Source organism: Streptosporangium heterodermiicola (assembly GCF_051390675.1).
Classification (GTDB): domain Bacteria; phylum Actinomycetota; class Actinomycetes; order Streptosporangiales; family Streptosporangiaceae; genus Streptosporangium.
Genome location: NZ_JBPJSR010000037.1, coordinates 1 through 14,422 on the forward strand (window position 1 = coordinate 1; position 14,422 = coordinate 14,422).

The 14,422-nt window shown below is 69.1% G+C and carries 13 protein-coding genes and 2 tRNA genes; 5 read left to right on the forward strand and 10 right to left on the reverse strand.

Features of this window, described 5'->3' with window-relative positions; genetic code table 11:
- Window positions 1-282 precede the first annotated feature (282 nt).
- Together ACSC1Q_RS40505 and ACSC1Q_RS40510 are read left to right on the forward strand one after the other, a co-directional pair.
- Entirely contained in the window at window positions 283-693 is a 411-nt protein-coding gene (locus ACSC1Q_RS40505) for a hypothetical protein (RefSeq protein WP_436764052.1), read from the forward strand.
- A 53-nt stretch (window positions 694-746) separates the two neighbouring features.
- Window positions 747-980, forward strand: a complete 234-nt coding sequence (locus ACSC1Q_RS40510) for a hypothetical protein (protein ID WP_436764053.1) — start codon at window positions 747-749, stop codon at window positions 978-980.
- A 166-nt stretch (window positions 981-1,146) separates the two neighbouring features.
- On the opposite strand, the gene ACSC1Q_RS40515 is transcribed toward ACSC1Q_RS40510, so the two are convergent.
- The 7 genes from ACSC1Q_RS40515 to ACSC1Q_RS40545 form a co-directional block, all read right to left on the reverse strand.
- Entirely contained in the window at window positions 1,147-1,575 is a 429-nt protein-coding gene (locus ACSC1Q_RS40515; protein WP_436764054.1) for a PH domain-containing protein, read from the reverse strand.
- A 191-nt stretch (window positions 1,576-1,766) separates the two neighbouring features.
- A tRNA-Met gene (locus ACSC1Q_RS40520) sits at window positions 1,767-1,843 on the reverse strand.
- Between the two features lie 569 nt (window positions 1,844-2,412).
- Window positions 2,413-2,486: transfer RNA gene (locus tag ACSC1Q_RS40525), tRNA-Met, on the reverse strand.
- A gap of 74 nt (window positions 2,487-2,560) precedes the next feature.
- The gene (locus ACSC1Q_RS40530) at window positions 2,561-5,512 is read right to left on the reverse strand and encodes a UPF0182 family membrane protein (RefSeq protein WP_436764055.1); all 2,952 of its coding nucleotides are present in this window, start codon (window positions 5,510-5,512) and stop codon (window positions 2,561-2,563) included.
- A gap of 305 nt (window positions 5,513-5,817) precedes the next feature.
- A complete protein-coding gene (locus ACSC1Q_RS40535; protein ID WP_436764056.1) occupies window positions 5,818-6,864 on the reverse strand; it encodes a YlbL family protein in 1,047 nt (348 codons plus the stop codon).
- A gap of 83 nt (window positions 6,865-6,947) precedes the next feature.
- Window positions 6,948-7,373, reverse strand: coding sequence for a molybdenum cofactor biosynthesis protein MoaE (locus tag ACSC1Q_RS40540; protein WP_350972152.1), 426 nt, complete (start codon window positions 7,371-7,373; stop codon window positions 6,948-6,950).
- Between the two features lie 164 nt (window positions 7,374-7,537).
- Window positions 7,538-8,611, reverse strand: a complete 1,074-nt coding sequence (locus ACSC1Q_RS40545; protein WP_436764093.1) for an NAD-dependent epimerase/dehydratase family protein — start codon at window positions 8,609-8,611, stop codon at window positions 7,538-7,540.
- Between the two features lie 79 nt (window positions 8,612-8,690).
- On the opposite strand from ACSC1Q_RS40545, the gene ACSC1Q_RS40550 reads away from it, so the two are divergent.
- From ACSC1Q_RS40550 to ACSC1Q_RS40560, 3 genes are all read left to right on the forward strand, one after another.
- Window positions 8,691-10,043 carry a zinc-dependent metalloprotease gene (locus ACSC1Q_RS40550; protein ID WP_436764057.1) on the forward strand — a complete coding sequence of 451 codons (1,353 nt, stop codon included), beginning with the start codon at window positions 8,691-8,693 and terminating at the stop codon, window positions 10,041-10,043.
- The gene (locus ACSC1Q_RS40555) at window positions 10,040-10,585 is read left to right on the forward strand and encodes an NUDIX hydrolase (protein WP_436764058.1); all 546 of its coding nucleotides are present in this window, start codon (window positions 10,040-10,042) and stop codon (window positions 10,583-10,585) included. Before ACSC1Q_RS40550 ends, ACSC1Q_RS40555 begins: the two co-directional genes overlap by 4 nt.
- A 193-nt stretch (window positions 10,586-10,778) precedes the next feature.
- Window positions 10,779-11,795, forward strand: coding sequence for an endonuclease/exonuclease/phosphatase family protein (locus ACSC1Q_RS40560; RefSeq protein ID WP_436764059.1), 1,017 nt, complete (start codon window positions 10,779-10,781; stop codon window positions 11,793-11,795).
- A 171-nt stretch (window positions 11,796-11,966) separates the two neighbouring features.
- Here ACSC1Q_RS40560 and ACSC1Q_RS40565 read toward each other — a convergent pair whose 3' ends face one another.
- The 3 genes from ACSC1Q_RS40565 to ACSC1Q_RS40575 form a co-directional block, all read right to left on the reverse strand.
- On the reverse strand, window positions 11,967-12,548 hold the full coding sequence (locus ACSC1Q_RS40565; RefSeq protein ID WP_436764060.1) for a glycosyltransferase family protein: 582 nt from the start codon (window positions 12,546-12,548) through the stop codon (window positions 11,967-11,969).
- Between the two features lie 14 nt (window positions 12,549-12,562).
- Window positions 12,563-13,078 (reverse strand): M48 metallopeptidase family protein, encoded by a 516-nt coding sequence (locus tag ACSC1Q_RS40570; protein ID WP_389927387.1) that lies wholly within the window; start codon window positions 13,076-13,078, stop codon window positions 12,563-12,565.
- 141 nt (window positions 13,079-13,219) lie between these two features.
- Window positions 13,220-14,005 carry an enoyl-CoA hydratase/isomerase family protein gene (locus ACSC1Q_RS40575; RefSeq protein WP_436764061.1) on the reverse strand — a complete coding sequence of 262 codons (786 nt, stop codon included), beginning with the start codon at window positions 14,003-14,005 and terminating at the stop codon, window positions 13,220-13,222.
- Window positions 14,006-14,422 lie beyond the last annotated feature (417 nt).

The window sequence follows — 14,422 nt, forward strand, 5'->3', positions numbered from 1 at the left end:
TCGTGCGGACACGCCCGATTTGCCGGGATCAGAGAGGGTTTTGCTGGGCAGTTCGTCCGCCTCAGGAGGTTTAAACCTGGGAGTTCGTTGCCCTGCGGAAAGAACACTACCAGGACTCTCACGTCACAGAGACAACTTGCCAACCATCCCGGAGACTCGCGCGTCCCAAACAGTCATAGGAAGTCGAAGCGCGCAACCAGACGTCAAGCCATTCGCAATCGACTCTGGATACGAAGTAGGCGCGAGGGTCAGGATCCTGACTCCGCCGTGGAGGTGAGCACCATGACCCGCTCGGAGTTCGACGACATCCGCGCGCACATCGACGCGGAGGCCGACCATCCAGGTGACCTACTGAGGGTTGCCAGGTCTCTGCTGAACGACCTTGAAGACGCACGCATGAGAGAGGCGACCCTCCGCGCCTACTATCTGCGTCTCCTTACTGCGGCTCGAGCGACGGTCGCCGCGGAGGCGGCCGGCTACCCAGAGCCGCTGACCTTCCTCACCGACGAGCTCGCCAAGCGCGGCCAGCTCCCGACATCCGAGGACGAGGTGAACCGGATCCTCGCCGACGCCCATACCGCCGCGACGTTGCTGGCCTGTCTTGAAGAGAATCCGCTCGGAACGACCCCGATGAGCACCGGCGGGTCTCGCGCGCGGAGGTGTGCCGGCACAAGCCGTAGCCTCCCACGATGAGGCGTTCCGCGTCATTGACCTGGTCTTGAACCAAGATCTGTAAGACTCCAGGCATGTTGCAGCGAGGGCTGAATTGGGCTGCGGCGACCCTCGTGGGCGTCTTCGGCTTTGTCTGGACCGGTGTAGTGATGTTCGCGGTCGTCGAGACGCCGGCGTGGACGTGGATCGGGCAGGTCTCCTTCGGAGCCTTCCTCACCTGCTGGGCTCTCTACAAGGCGAGCCTGCTGGTACGCCGCACCAAGCCCGGCTTCGTCCCGAGACATCGCCGGGTGAGGGTCAGAGCCTGACGAACGCCATCGCGAGCCGAGGCCCGGCGCCACCCACAACCGGTGCCGGGTCCCGGCTCTCGGCTCGCAGCGACACCCCAAAAGCACAACGGCCGGGAGCTGCGCCCCCGGAGCCGGGCCTCCCGGGCACCGGACACCGGACACCGGACACCGGACACCGGAGAGGCTAAGACCCCGTCCGGAACGAGCGGAGCTCGTCGGCCACCTGCCGGCACGGCACTCCCAGGTCGAATTGGCTGAAGAGGTGGATGCTCTCCCCCGTGTCGATCTCCAGCAGTTCCGTACGCGAGGTGAAACGGGTCCGCGTGTCCACCCGGATGCGTTCGACGGCTCTCCACGGCACCCGTTCGGATCCGGCGAAGCCCTTCACCACGACGAGACCCTCGCCGTCGGCGGTCAGCCGTACCGGAGCGAGGACGTCACGCACCGCCAGCGCCGCCAGGACCACGGACGCGGCGCCCGCCAGGATCGCGCCTCGGGGGTCGCCGAGGGTCAGCACCGTGAGCACCGCGAGGGCGAGCGCGGCGACGATCTTCATGATGAGGAGGTCGCGGCGCACGCGCCAGCGCAGGACGGGTTCGGACGTTTCGGCCACAGCGGCACGCTACCTCTCGGACTCGACATCTTTCGAAGCACCTCTTCGAGCGCCTTTCGGCCGCCCGGCACGTCTGTGGCCGGCCCTCCTCGCGCTTACGGCGATGTGATGCTCCGGTGCGGGAAGAAGGGTGCCTGGTCACCGGAAATGCGAAAGGCCCTGATCTTCTAGAAGATCAGGGCCTTTCGCATTGGTAGCGGGGACAGGATTTGAACCTGCGACCTCTGGGTTATGAGCCCAGCGAGCTACCGAGCTGCTCCACCCCGCGTCGGTGTGTGTTTGAACAATATCCGGATTCCCCCTCCGGCTGCAAATCAGTATGGGAACGCGGGGTGGCGCGCCTCACGTCGTCCAGCTCGCGAAGGGGCGGGCCGCGGGGTGATCACGCAGGTCGGCATGGCCACGGTGAGGGTGCTGAGCCCAAAGGGCAGGGTACGTGCACGACAGTGCCTCCCGTCCCGCCGGCCGCCGGCTGCGCGAGGCCACCGGGACAAAGCCATCAGGGACGAGGTCACCCGGTCCTGGTCGGCCAGAGCCCCGCCTGGGGTGCCGTGGCGACACCAGGGCTCAGGAGGCCCCTGGCGCCGCCGAGGAACTGCCCGGCGGTCAGCCTCCACAGGACGATGGCAGGCCCTGCGAGGCCTGGACAACCCCGCGTACGGCCCTGTCATGAACCTCGTACACCCGCCGGTGTGGGCGTGTTCGCGAGACGCCCCCGGTCTTCGAGGGGAGCGGGCTTTGGGGAAGGGGGATTTTCAGGGGAAAAGCCGGTCTTTGCGAAGGAGGGGAAAAACAAAGGCCCCGGTCGCCGTTTCCGGCGACCGGGGCCTTCTTTTGTAGCGGGGACAGGATTTGAACCTGCGACCTCTGGGTTATGAGCCCAGCGAGCTACCGAGCTGCTCCACCCCGCGTCGGTGTATGTCTTAACCATACCCGGCTTTGGTGGTGGACGCGAATCGAACGGCGCTGGGCCCTCAGGTGTCTCCTATGGACTCGGTGCGGGCGACGGGGTGGCCGACGGAACCGGAGTGGCGGACGGTGTCGCCGACGGCGCCGGGGTTCCCGACGCCGAGGGTGACGGGGTGGGGGTGGCGCCCGGCGTCGCCTCGGTGCCCTTCAGCTTCGACAGCGCCGCCTGGAGCTCCTTCTGGGCGTTGCCGTAGTCGACCCAGTTGGGCGGGTTCTCCTGGAGGGCCTTCTGCGCCTTGTCGTACGCCGCCTGCGCCTCGTCGATGGCCTGGGTCAGCGCGGTGGCGGGTTTGGCCTCCTCCGCCGGCTTGGCCTCGCCCGGCTTGGCCTCCTCCTGCGGCGCCGCCTGGGTGCCGGTGCCGAAGACCTGCTCCAGCGCGCCCTTGAGCGTGTCGGCCGAACCGACCTTGCTGCCGTAGGCCACCAGGACGCGGCGGAGGATCGGGTACGGCTCCTGGCCGGAGGCGGCCGCGATCTCCACGTAGACCGGTTCGACGTAGACCAGGCCGTCGGCGAACGGCAGGGTCAGCAGGTTGCCGTAGCGGACCTTCGCCTGGCCGAGTCCGAGCAGGTTGAGCTCGCCGGAGAACTTGTTCTGGAAGTTGTTCTGTACCTGGCCGGGCCCGGGGATCGTGGTGTTGGACGGCATGCGCAGGATGCGCAGCTTTCCGTAGTCGGTTCCCGGGGTGGCGTCCACGGCCATGAACGCGGCCAGGTTGGGTCCCTGGCGCGGCACGAACGTGGTGGTCAGCGAGAACGACGGCGTCTCGGTCTTCGGCATCTTGACCGACAGGTAGTACGGCGGCTGCTTGATGTCGCGCTCGCCCGAGGACGGGTCGTTCGGGACGTTCCAGAAGTCCTGGCCGCTGTAGAAGGCGTTCGGGTCGGAGATGTGGTACTGGGAGAGCACGTCACGCTGGACCTTGAACAGCGCCTCCGGGTAGCGGAGGTGCTGCTTGAGCTCGGTCGACATCTCCGTCTGCGGCTTGATGACGCCGGGGAAGGCCTTGCGCCAGGTCTGCAGGATGGGGTCCTTCTCGTCCCAGGCGTACAGGCTGACGGTGCCGTCGTAGGCGTCGACCATGGCCTTCACCGAGTTGCGCATGTAGTTGATCTGGTCGCGCGGCTGCGGGACCACCAGGCGCGGGTCGGTGATGGTGTCGCGCGTCATCGCCTCCAGGCTCTTGCTCTGGGAGTACGGGTAGGCGTTGGACGTGGTGTACGCGTCGGCGATCCAGACCACCCTGCCGCCGACGATGGCCGGGTAGGGGTTGTCGTCGAGGCTCAGGAAGGGCGCCACCTTGGCGATCCGCTCCTGCGGGTTGCGCTCGTAGAGGATCTTGGAGTTCGCGTTGACGTCACCCGACAGCAGCAGGTTGATCTCGCCGTACTTGGCGGCGTAGAGCATCCGGTTGAGGAAGGACCCGACCGGGACGCCGCCCTTGCCGTCGTAGGTGGTGTTCTTCTGGCCGGTGCCGCCGCTCTCGGGGTAGTCGAGCTCCTGCTTCTGCTGGCCGGTGCCGCCGACGACGACGTACTCGGTCGAGCCGGGAGCCTCGCCGAAGTAGATCCGCGACTCCTTGAGCTTCGTCCGGTCCACCAGGGCGCCGGTGACCGGCATGTCCTTGGCGTCGAAGTTGGGCAGGCCCTCGGAGTCGACCTCGTTGCCGGGCGCGGCCACGAAGCCGTTGCCGTGGGTGTAGACGAGGTGCCGGTTGATCCAGTTGTTCTGCTCCGCCGGCGGTCCGGTGAGCTCTCGCACGGCCACGACGGTGTCGCGCATCGTGCCGTTGGCGTCGGGGTAGCGGTCGACGTCGAGCGGCTCGTGGAAGTCGTAGTAACCGCGGATCCGCTGCTTCTGCTGGTAGGTCTTGGCGACCAGGCTCGGGTCGAGCAGGCGCACGCCGGAGATGGAGCTGTCGGCGGTGACGTTGACCTTGCTCGGGTCTCCCTGAGCCGTGTAGTCGATCACCTCGGCGTCGTTGACGCCGTAGGCTTTTCGGGTCGCGTCGATGTTGCGCTTGATGTACTCCTGCTCCTTGCCCTGCTGGTTCGGCTTGACCTGGAACTGCTCGACCAGGGCCGGGTAGACCCCGCCGATCAGGATGGCCGAGAGCACCAGGAGCCCGAAGCCGACGCCGGGCAGCATCCCGCCGGATCGCACGACCCCCGCGAAGAACAGGACCGCGCAGATCAGGGCGATGACCGCCAGGATGCTCTTGGCGGGCAGCACCGCGTTGACGTCGGTGTACGAGGCGCCGTGCCGGAATCCCCGGTCGGAGAAGACCAGACCGTACCGGTCGACCCAGTAGGCGATCGCCTTCAGCAGCACGAAGACGCCGAGCAGCACCGACAGGTGCGCCCTGGCGCCGCGCGAGGCGTGCACGCCGGGTGACTGGAGGCGGAACCCGCCGTACAGGTAGTGCACGATCGCCGAGAGCAGGGCGGAGAGCACCACCGCGACGAACAGGAAGTTCAGCACCATCCGGATGAACGGATAGGTGAACATGAAGAAGGAGATGTCGATTTTGAACTGCGGGTCGACCTCGCCGAACGGCGTCGCGTTGATGAACTCCAGCCAGGTCTTCCACTGGCCGGAGAAGGACGATCCCGAGAACAGGCCGAGCACCGCCACGCCGACCAGGAAGATCAGCTTGCGGTGCGGGTCGAGGGCCATCCGATACCGGTCGGCGCCGCTGGCGCCGCCGAACATCCCCGGGCCGAACATCGGCCGCATCCGGTACGCCATCAGCATGTTGCCGCCGACGATGCCCACCATCAGCAGCGCGCCCACGACGAACAGCAGGATCTGCGTGACGACCACACCGGAGAAGACCGCCGTGTAGTCGACCGAGTCGTACCAGAGGTAATCAGTGAAAATACTGGCGAAGAGAAAGAACAACGCGACTATCGCGACCAGCGCGATCGCGACGGGAACTAGCAGTCGTGGCCGGCGGGGCAAGCGCATTGCCCTGCCGGCTCCGGGGGTCCGGAAGCTCAAGGCCAACCCCTTGTCGTAAGAGCACGGTCCGTGTCTGGCAACCTACACCGGCGGGAGTTGGGTCGCGTTCAGCCTTTCGGGCACGGTCCGGCCACAACGCCCGCTGGTCTCGGGTCCACAGGTCCAACGTACGAGAAGCCCGATGAGTGCCCCGCGACGAGGTCAGGGACCGGAAAACCTGATCTTTTCGTGGATCGGGCGTGGCGGCCCGCTTTCCGGGCCTCTCTTGCTGCTCGTTTCCGGGGACCGGCCGGCCCCTTCCGGTCCGGGGGTCAGCCGGCCGGGCAGCTCGGCACGGGGCCCGAGCCGGTGCGGAGCGCGTCGACCGCCTGGACGGCCTCGTGCAGGGTCGAGACCCTGATCAGCCTGAGGCCGGCCGGGATCGCCTTGACCGCCTCGGCGCAGTTCTCGGCGGGGGTCAGGAAGACCGTCGCCCCCGCCTTCCTGGCGCCGACCATCTTCTGCTGGATGCCGCCGATCGGGCCGACCTGGCCCTCCGCGGTGATCGTCCCGGTCCCGGCGATGGACTTGCCGCCGGTCAACGCCCCTGGGGTGAGCTTGTCGAGGATGCCGAGGGAGAACATCATCCCCGCGCTCGGCCCGCCGACGTCACCGACGTTGATCTTGACCTGGAAGGGGAACTTGTAGCCGACCCGCATGGTGATGCCCACGATGGGGGCGCCGTCCCTGCCCGCGACGGTCGGGACGGCGACGGTCACGCTCTGGGTGCCCCGGTTGACGACGAAACTGACCTGCTCGCCCGGCTTGTGGCTGCGGACGGAGGCGGAGACGGTCTCGCGGTCGGACACGGGCGTGCCGTCCACCGAGACGATCTCGTCGCCGACCTTGAACTTCCCGTCGGCCGGCAGGCCCTTCTCGGTGGAGGCCACGGTCACGACCGAGCTGTAGGGGATCTTCAACTCCGTCAGCGCCGCCGCGGTCGCGTCGTCCTGGGAGTTGGTCATCTCCTGGGTGTTCTGCTGCTCGACCTCTTTGGCGGTGGTCGTCGGAGGGAAGATCGTCTCCTCGGGCACGACCGCGATGGTGGGATCGATCCATCCCCTGAGCGCGCTGAACAGGTCGATCCTGGTGCCGGGCCCGCCCTGGTAGGCGACGGTGACGAGGCTGAGCTTGCCCTCGGTCGGATACGTCTGGCGCCCCTCGACGCTGATCACCGGCTTGCCGTCGACGTCGCCGATCGTGTTCTCGGTCGGTCCGGGGCTAAGCACGACGTAGGGCACCGGCAGCACGGCGCCGACCAGCGCGAGCATGAGCGTGAGGAAGCCCGCCACCATGAGGGTCAGCGCTCGTCGGGACATGGACAAAGCCTATGCCGTACGACAGGTCATGAAACCGCACCCGGACGCCGCCGCGCCGACGGCCGCGTACCCGCCGGGCGAGCTCACTCGCAGGCTCCGACCCACTCGGAGGAGCCGTCGGTGAACAGCTGGTTCTTCCAGATGGGGACCTGGCTCTTGAGATCGTCGATCAGTCTGCGGGAGGCCTCGAACGCCTCGCCCCGGTGTGGCGCGGCGACCGCCACGACGACCGCGACGTCGCCGAGCTCCAGGTCGCCGACCCGGTGGACGGCGGCCAGGGCGGTCACGGGGAAGTCCGCGGCGATCTTCTCGGCCACCCGGCGGAGCTCGTCCACGGCGCTCGGGTGAGCCGAGTAGGACAGGCTCGTGACCGGCTTTCCGTGGTCCTGCTCACGCACCGTGCCGACGAAGACGGTCGTGCCGCCCGCGGCGTGGTCGCCGACGGCGGCGAGGACCTCGTCGACGGAGAGCGCGCTGTCGCGAATATCGAGCAACCGGATGACATCCACGCCGCAAAGCGTACCGCCCGGGAAAAACGGCCTTCGGCCGCGCTCCCTCCCGGAGGGCCGCCCTCCGCGCCCCTCACCGGCCGCGCGAGCCCGTACGAGGTCATGCGCCACCCGCGGGACGTTCGCCCCGCGCGAACGTCAGATGCGGCCGTCAGGTGCGGTCGTCAGGTGCGGCGCTTCTTGCGGGCGGCGCGGACGATCGCCGCGGTGCCGAGGACGGCGACGGTGGCGCCGGCCGCGGTGAGCGTGGCCTCCTTGCCGGACAGGCGGCGGCCCACGACGGCGTGCCTGCCCTCACGCAACTCCAGGAGCTGCTCGAACGCGGCCTCGTTGGTCCACTGGGGCTTCCATCCGGCCTCGCGCAGCGCGGCGCAGTCGACCACCCAGGGGTAGACGACGTAGTGCAGGTCGGTGGCCGGGGCCGGGGTGACGCCGAGGCGGTGCAGGCGCTGGGCGGTCCCGAAGGTGAGCCCGGCTGGCAGCTCCAGCCTGCGCAGCCCGGAGATCTCCTCCACCTGCTCCTGCTCCAGCCAGCCCTCGCCGCCGACGGCGACGACCCCCGTGACCGTGCCCAGCGCCGCCATTTCAAGGGCCGAGACGAGATCGTCCACGTGACAGAACTGCCAGCGGGGGCTGCACCCCTTGACGGTGAGCAGCCTGGGCGCCTCGAAGTGCCGGGTCACCACGCTGTCGACGCCGGGACCGACCACCGCGGCGGGCCGGACCACGGTCACGCCGAGGCCGGGATGGCTGCGCAGGGAGCGCCGGGCCAGTGCCTCGATCTCCAGGTGGTCGCCGACCATGCCGGTGTCGGGCTCGGCGGCGACCGCGGAGTCCTCCGGCAGCGGGACGGGGTTCTCGGGGACGGCGCCGTACACCATGGCGCTGGTGAGGAGCACGACCCGCCGCACCCGGGCGGCGGCGCTGGCGGTGAGCACAGTCTGGGCCGCTCGCAGATTGTAGGCGCGCCGCTCCGCTGGGTTGACGTCGAGCGCGTAGTCGGCCGCCAGGTGTACGAGCACGTCAATATCGGATATGCGGTTCGCCAAGAGCGGATCTCGGACATCGAGGACCCGCCAGGTGACGTCGGGAACATCACCACGCTGCTCGTCGATGGCCACTACCCTGCGGAAATCCGCGGAGGAGGCGACCTTCGCGAGGAAGGCACGGCCTATGCCCGAGGCGGCGCCGGTGACGGCGACGACGGGGGGCCGGGAGCGTTTCGAGGTAGGCACCAGGTCCTCACTTTGCACTGACCCGCCATGCGACGGATAACGTGGCGGATGTGGACTCCTCCATCCTGCACGAGGTAGAGCGGTGACTGACTTGCCAGGTCGGGAAAACGACCCCAACGAGAATCCGTTCGCCATGTTCGGCAACCCGGAGCAGATCGCAGCGGCAATGCGCCAGTTCGCCGACATGCTCTCCGCTCCGCCGACCTCAGGTCCCGTCAACTGGGACATGGCGAAGAACATCGCACGGCACGTCGTGGTCGCCGAGGGCGATCCCAGTGTCATGGAGGGCGAGCGGCGCCAGATCGTCGACGCCCTGAATCTGGCCGATCTATGGCTCAACGAGGCCACCTCCCTGCCGAGCGGGGTGAGCAATCCCCAGGCGTGGAGCCGTTCCGAGTGGATCGAGAAGACCGTCCCGGTCTGGCAGAAACTCTGCGACCCGATCGCCGCCCGCATGGTCGAGACCATGAGCGGCACGCTCGGCGCCACCGGTCTGCCCCCCGAGGCACAGGCCATGGCCGGGCCGCTGATGGGGATGATGAAGCAGATGGGCGGCATGATGGTCGGCCAGCAGATCGGCCAGGCCGTCGGCTCGCTCGCCCTCGAAGTGATCGGCTCCACCGACATCGGCCTGCCGTTGTCGGACAGCGCCGCCCTGCTGCCCGGCGGCGTCGCGGCGTTCAGCCAGGGTCTGGAGACCCCCGCCGAGGAGATCCGGCTCTATCTCGCCCTGCGCGAGGCGGCCCACCACCGGCTGTTCCAGCACGTGCCGTGGCTGCGCGCGAACCTGCTCGGAGCCGTCGAGGAGTACGCCAGGGGCATCACGGTGGACGCGTCCGCGCTGGAGGAGCAGCTCCGCGGGCTCGACATCAACAATCCCGAGCAGCTCCAGCAGGCGCTGAGCGGCGGCAACCTGCTCAAGCCCGAGGAGACCGAGCGGCAGAAGGCCGCCCTGTCCCGGCTGGAGACCATGCTCGCCCTGGTCGAGGGCTGGGTCGGCACCGTCGTGGACGGCGCCGCGGACGGCAAGCTCCCCTCTGCGACCGCGCTGTCGGAGACCGTACGGCGCCGCAGGGCGACCGGCGGCCCCGCCGAGCAGACCTTCGCCACACTTGTCGGCCTCGAACTCAGGCCCCGCCGCCTGCGTGAGGCCGCCGCGCTGTGGCAGGCCCTGGAGGCCGACCGGGGTGTCGACGGCCGCGACGCGATCTGGGACCACCCCGACCTGATGCCCACCGCCGACGACCTCGACGACCCCGAGAGGTTCGTACGGGGCGAGCCCGAGCTCGACCTGTCGTCGCTGGAGGGGACGCTCCGGGAGTCTCCGGACACCTCGGGTTCTTCGGGCGGTCCCGGCACTCCGGCCGCCTCGGGTGAGGACGGCGACGACGAGAAGGGCCGCAAGGACGACGGCGGCGGGAACGGCGGCGCGTGAGCCTGCGCGCCGACGCGGAGGACGTGCTCACGGGGTGGACCGCGCCCTCGGCGGAGGAGGAGATCCTCCGCAAGGAGTTCCTGGAGCACGTCCACGCCAACGACGACGCGATGTGGCGCGAATGCGTCGCGGGCCACCTGACGGCCACGACCGCGGTGCTCTCCCACGACGGCGAGCGGGTGCTGCTGACGCTGCACCCCAAGGCCGGGATGTGGCTGCCCATGGGAGGGCACTGCGAGCGCGGCGACGCCTCCCTGGAGGCGGTGGCGCTGCGTGAGGCCACCGAGGAGTCCGGCATCCCGGGCCTGCGGCTGCTGCCGGGCCCGCTGGCGCTCGACCGGCACAAGGTCTGGTGCCACCCGCCGTACACCAGCCACCTCGACATCGAGTACGGCGCCGTCGCCCCCGCCGGTGTCGAGGCCGTGATCAGCGCCGAGTCGCTCGACCTGCGCTGGTTCCCGGTGGAGGGGATCCCCGAACTCTCCGACGAGGCGACCCGCCGCCTGGCCCGCCGCGCCCGCGAGGTCCTGCGCTCCGGGTGATCGCCGGACGCCCGGCTTCGTACGACGGTCCGGAGATCGGTCCGGCGGCTGGTTCGGCGGCCGGTTCCGGCCTGCCTGGAGCGTGTCCCGGGGGCGTTGGACCGTTTTACGCTTGTCTCACCTTTCCCCGGATATCTTCGTTCTCATTGGGACCATCGGGCTCATCGGGCTGTACGGAACGGATCGGGGCACTGTGAGCGTGGACATCGTGGCCGGCAGGAGCGCCGAAGGTGTCGGAGGCGCGGTCGTGCAGCCGTCGCGCCGTCGCCGTTGGAGGATTCCCAGAACCCTCGCCTGGGCCGCGGTGACCCCGTTCGCCGCCTGGGCGGTGGCCCGGGTGGCCGGGCTCGAACGCGACTCGCTGACCACCCAGCTCATGACCGGTACCCCGTACGTGGCCGCGGCCTCGCTCGTGCCGGTGCTGCTGTCCGCGCTGACCCGCAACCGGGCCGCGACCGCCGTGGCGCTGGTCACCACCGCGGCACTCGGCCTCAGCGTGCTCCCCAGGGCCTTCCGCTCCGGGGATCCCGTGACGGGAACGCCCCTGCGGGTGCTGACGCTCAACACGCTGTTCGGGCACGCCGAACCCGACGCCGTGATGGATCTGGTCCGGCGGCTGAACCCGGACGTGCTCAGCACCCAGGAGCTGACACCCGGGATGGTCGAGAAGCTGGAGGCGGCCGGGCTGGGGAAGGTCATGCCGTACCAGGTGCTGGAGCCCGAGTGGAGCGCCGGAGGCAGCGGCCTATACGCGCGGTATCCGCTGACCCCGAGGAAGAACCTGTTCGAGGCGATCGGGCACAACATGCCCGCCGCGTCGATGACCGTGCCCGGCGCCAAGCCCGTCGAGATCGTCGACGTGCATCCCTTCCCGCCACTGGGCAGGCAGGTGTACGACTGGACGGCTGCGCTGGACGCGCTGCCCTCCGCCGCGCCCGACACGATCCGCATCCTCGCGGGCGACTTCAACGCCAGCCTCGACCACGCGGCCATGCGCCGTTTCCTGGACCGCGGCTATCTGGACGCGGCCGACAGCGCGGGGGAGGGCCTCACGCCCACGTGGCCGGTCAACAAGCGCGTCCCCCCGCTGATCACGATCGACCACGTCGTGGCGGACCAGCGGGTGGGGGTGAACGCGGTGAGCGTGCACACCGTTCCCGGCACCGACCACCGGGCCGTCTTCGCCGACCTGCGCCTGCCCCCACCCTGATCGGTCTCACTCGGGCCGCCCAGGCCATCCTGGGCCATCCGGGTACTCGACCTCCCGGACACTTGGCCGGTTGCGGGATCAGGGGGGCTCGGGCCGGGTGATCAGGCCACTCGATCGCCTGAGGACTCGGGGATTCAGGACTCAGGGATTCTGGAATTCAGGGCTCAGGACTCAGGACGAGAGCAGTGCCCGGGTGTTGTCCCAGCCTTCCAGGCCCGGGTCGAGGAGGCGGATGTCGCCGGGAGTGCGCAGGCGGTGCCAGCCGGGCCCCCTCGCGACCATGCGGCTGCCGGGCGCGGAGGCCCGGAGCGCCTTGATCGGATCGAGGTCGTCGAAGCCCACCGCGGCCCAGCCGGGATAGGGCAGGTGGGCGGCGAACGCGACCGTGCCGCCCCCGGCGTCCGGGCAGACGGCGATCCTGGCCCTGCCGAGCTCGCGGAAGAGCTTGCCGATGAGCAGCGGGGGCAGGTCGGGCGCGTCGGCGCTCAGCAGGACCGCCTGCTCGCCGTACGGCAGGGCGGCGAAGGCGGCCTCGACGAGGGCGCTGCCGGAAAGATCGGGGATCTCGACGACCGGGGTGCCCGGCCAGACGATCTCCTCCATGCCGGAGACGCTCGTCACCACGACGGGAGAGACGAAGTCCAGGCCGGCGACGAGCTCGTAGGCGTCTTCGGCGACGGCCGTGAGAAAGTCGGTGGCGTCGACTCCCGGGGGAGCGGCGTCCGCGGTGGAGGGCGTGACGAGAACGGCCACCACTCGATCTTCCGTCAACATTCCTCCGCGGAACCGTGAGCCGCCGTGGAGAATCCCTCCAGGAAGCCCCGCGCCCGCTCGGCCTTGGGATAGCGTTCCACAAGCGCCCAGAAGCGCGAGCCGTGACTCGGCACCAGCAGGTGGACGAGCTCATGCATGATCACATAGTCGACCACCCACGACGGCATGCCCCGCAGCCGCGTGGAGATCCTGATGGTGCCGTGATCAGGGGTGCACGAGCCCCAGCGGTGCTGCTGGTTCTCCACCCAGCGCACGCTCGACGGTTTCGCCTCCCCGCTCAGATAGCGGGCCGACAGGTCGACGGCCCGATCGAGGAGATCGTCGTCGGAGGGACGTCTGCGCTGCTCCTTGGCCGCGAGGCGATCGAGCATACGGCGCACCCATTGTTCCTCATCGGTGCTACTCAGACCGGCGGGGAGGAGCACGATCGTTTTCTCGCCGTCGCGGTACGCAGAAACCGTCCGCCGGCGGCGAGAACTGCGGCGGACCTCGACTGTCTCGGGGGGCACATATGAACGGTAGCCGAGAATGACGAATTCACACCAGGGGGTAGAACACGTTCCCGCTGGTCAATCCCCGTTCGTCGATTGTTCAACACGGGTGATCAACTATGACCGCGACTTATCTAATTAACCTGGATATCAGCCGTCTCATGCGTTGCCGAATCGCGGGGGCCGCCGTTCTCTCTGGGCCGCCAGCCCTTCAAGCATGTCGGCGGAGATCATCGTGACCGGCTGGGCGAGGGATTCCCAGCGCAGCGCGGCGTCGAGGTCGGCGTGCCCGCCGCCCGCCAGGGCGATTTTGGTGAGCCTGGTGGCGATCGGCGCGTTGGCCGCCGTACGCGACGCGATCCCCATCACCTCGGCCATCAGCGCCTCCCGGGGGAACGCCCTGGTCACCAACCCCGCGGGCGCCGCCTCCGCGCCCGTCATCGTCCGTCCTGTGAGCAACATCTCCCTGGCCACGCCCACCCCCGCGACCCTGGGCAGCAGGTAGGTGGCCGCCATGCCGGGGTGCAGGCCGAGCGAGGTGAAGGGGACGAGCAGCTTGGCCTCCTCGGCGGCGTAGACCAGGTCGCAGGCGAGGGCGAGGCACAACCCGGCCCCGACGGCCGCGCCGTTGACGGCGGCGATGGTCGGCACCTCAAGGTCGGCGATCGCCAGCCAGGTCCGGTAGAAGCCGAGCATCCGATCGCGCAGCGCGGGCACTCCCTCGGCGGCCCGTTCGGCGAGCCAGGACAGGTCTCCCCCTGAACAGAACGCGTTTCCCGCCCCGGTGACGACGACGCATCGGAGGTCGCGATCCGCCGCGAGATCGGCGATGGCGAGCCGCCACCGGGCGGTCATTCCGTCGGTCATCGCGTTGCGCCGATCGGGGCGGTTCAGAGTGAGCACCGCGACACCGTCGTCACGCCGGTCGATCAAGAGCTCGTCCATGCCGGGGAGCGTAACCCACCCTCTCCCCTCCCATCCCTGCCTGCCCTGCCTGCCCTGCCTGCCCTGCCTGCCTTTACCGCCTCCAGGCTCACCACTTTCCAGCTCGCCGTCTCTCGGCTCGCCCCTCTCTGATCTCTCGGCTCGTCTCTCCTTGATCCGTCTCCTCCGGAGATCTCCCATCCCGGAAGGCGAGACGGATTCCCTGACCTGGCGAGGGAAACGGATATTCCTCGCCCCGGGGGGGCGGAAGTCTGGGCATACCGCCCAGGACGGGCGCATCTCCAGAGGAGGTCCCCCCATACGGAGTGTCTTCCAGACGGGTGCCTCCTCAGACAGGCGTCGTCTTCCCAGACGGTTGTCTTCCCAGACGGGTGTCTCCTCAGGGGCAGGCGGGTGAGGTGGAAGATCCAGTCCTCG

Bases quoted from the DNA above. Each gene is read 5' to 3' on its own strand.
- ACSC1Q_RS40510 (WP_436764053.1), top strand. From the start codon at position 747: ATGTTGCAGCGAGGGCTGAATTGGGCTGCGGCGACCCTCGTGGGCGTC.
- ACSC1Q_RS40530 (WP_436764055.1), bottom strand. From the start codon at position 5,512: ATGCGCTTGCCCCGCCGGCCACGACTGCTAGTTCCCGTCGCGATCGCG.
- ACSC1Q_RS40575 (WP_436764061.1), bottom strand. From the start codon at position 14,005: ATGGACGAGCTCTTGATCGACCGGCGTGACGACGGTGTCGCGGTGCTC.
- ACSC1Q_RS40535 (WP_436764056.1), bottom strand. From the start codon at position 6,864: ATGTCCCGACGAGCGCTGACCCTCATGGTGGCGGGCTTCCTCACGCTC.
- ACSC1Q_RS40505 (WP_436764052.1), top strand. From the start codon at position 283: ATGACCCGCTCGGAGTTCGACGACATCCGCGCGCACATCGACGCGGAG.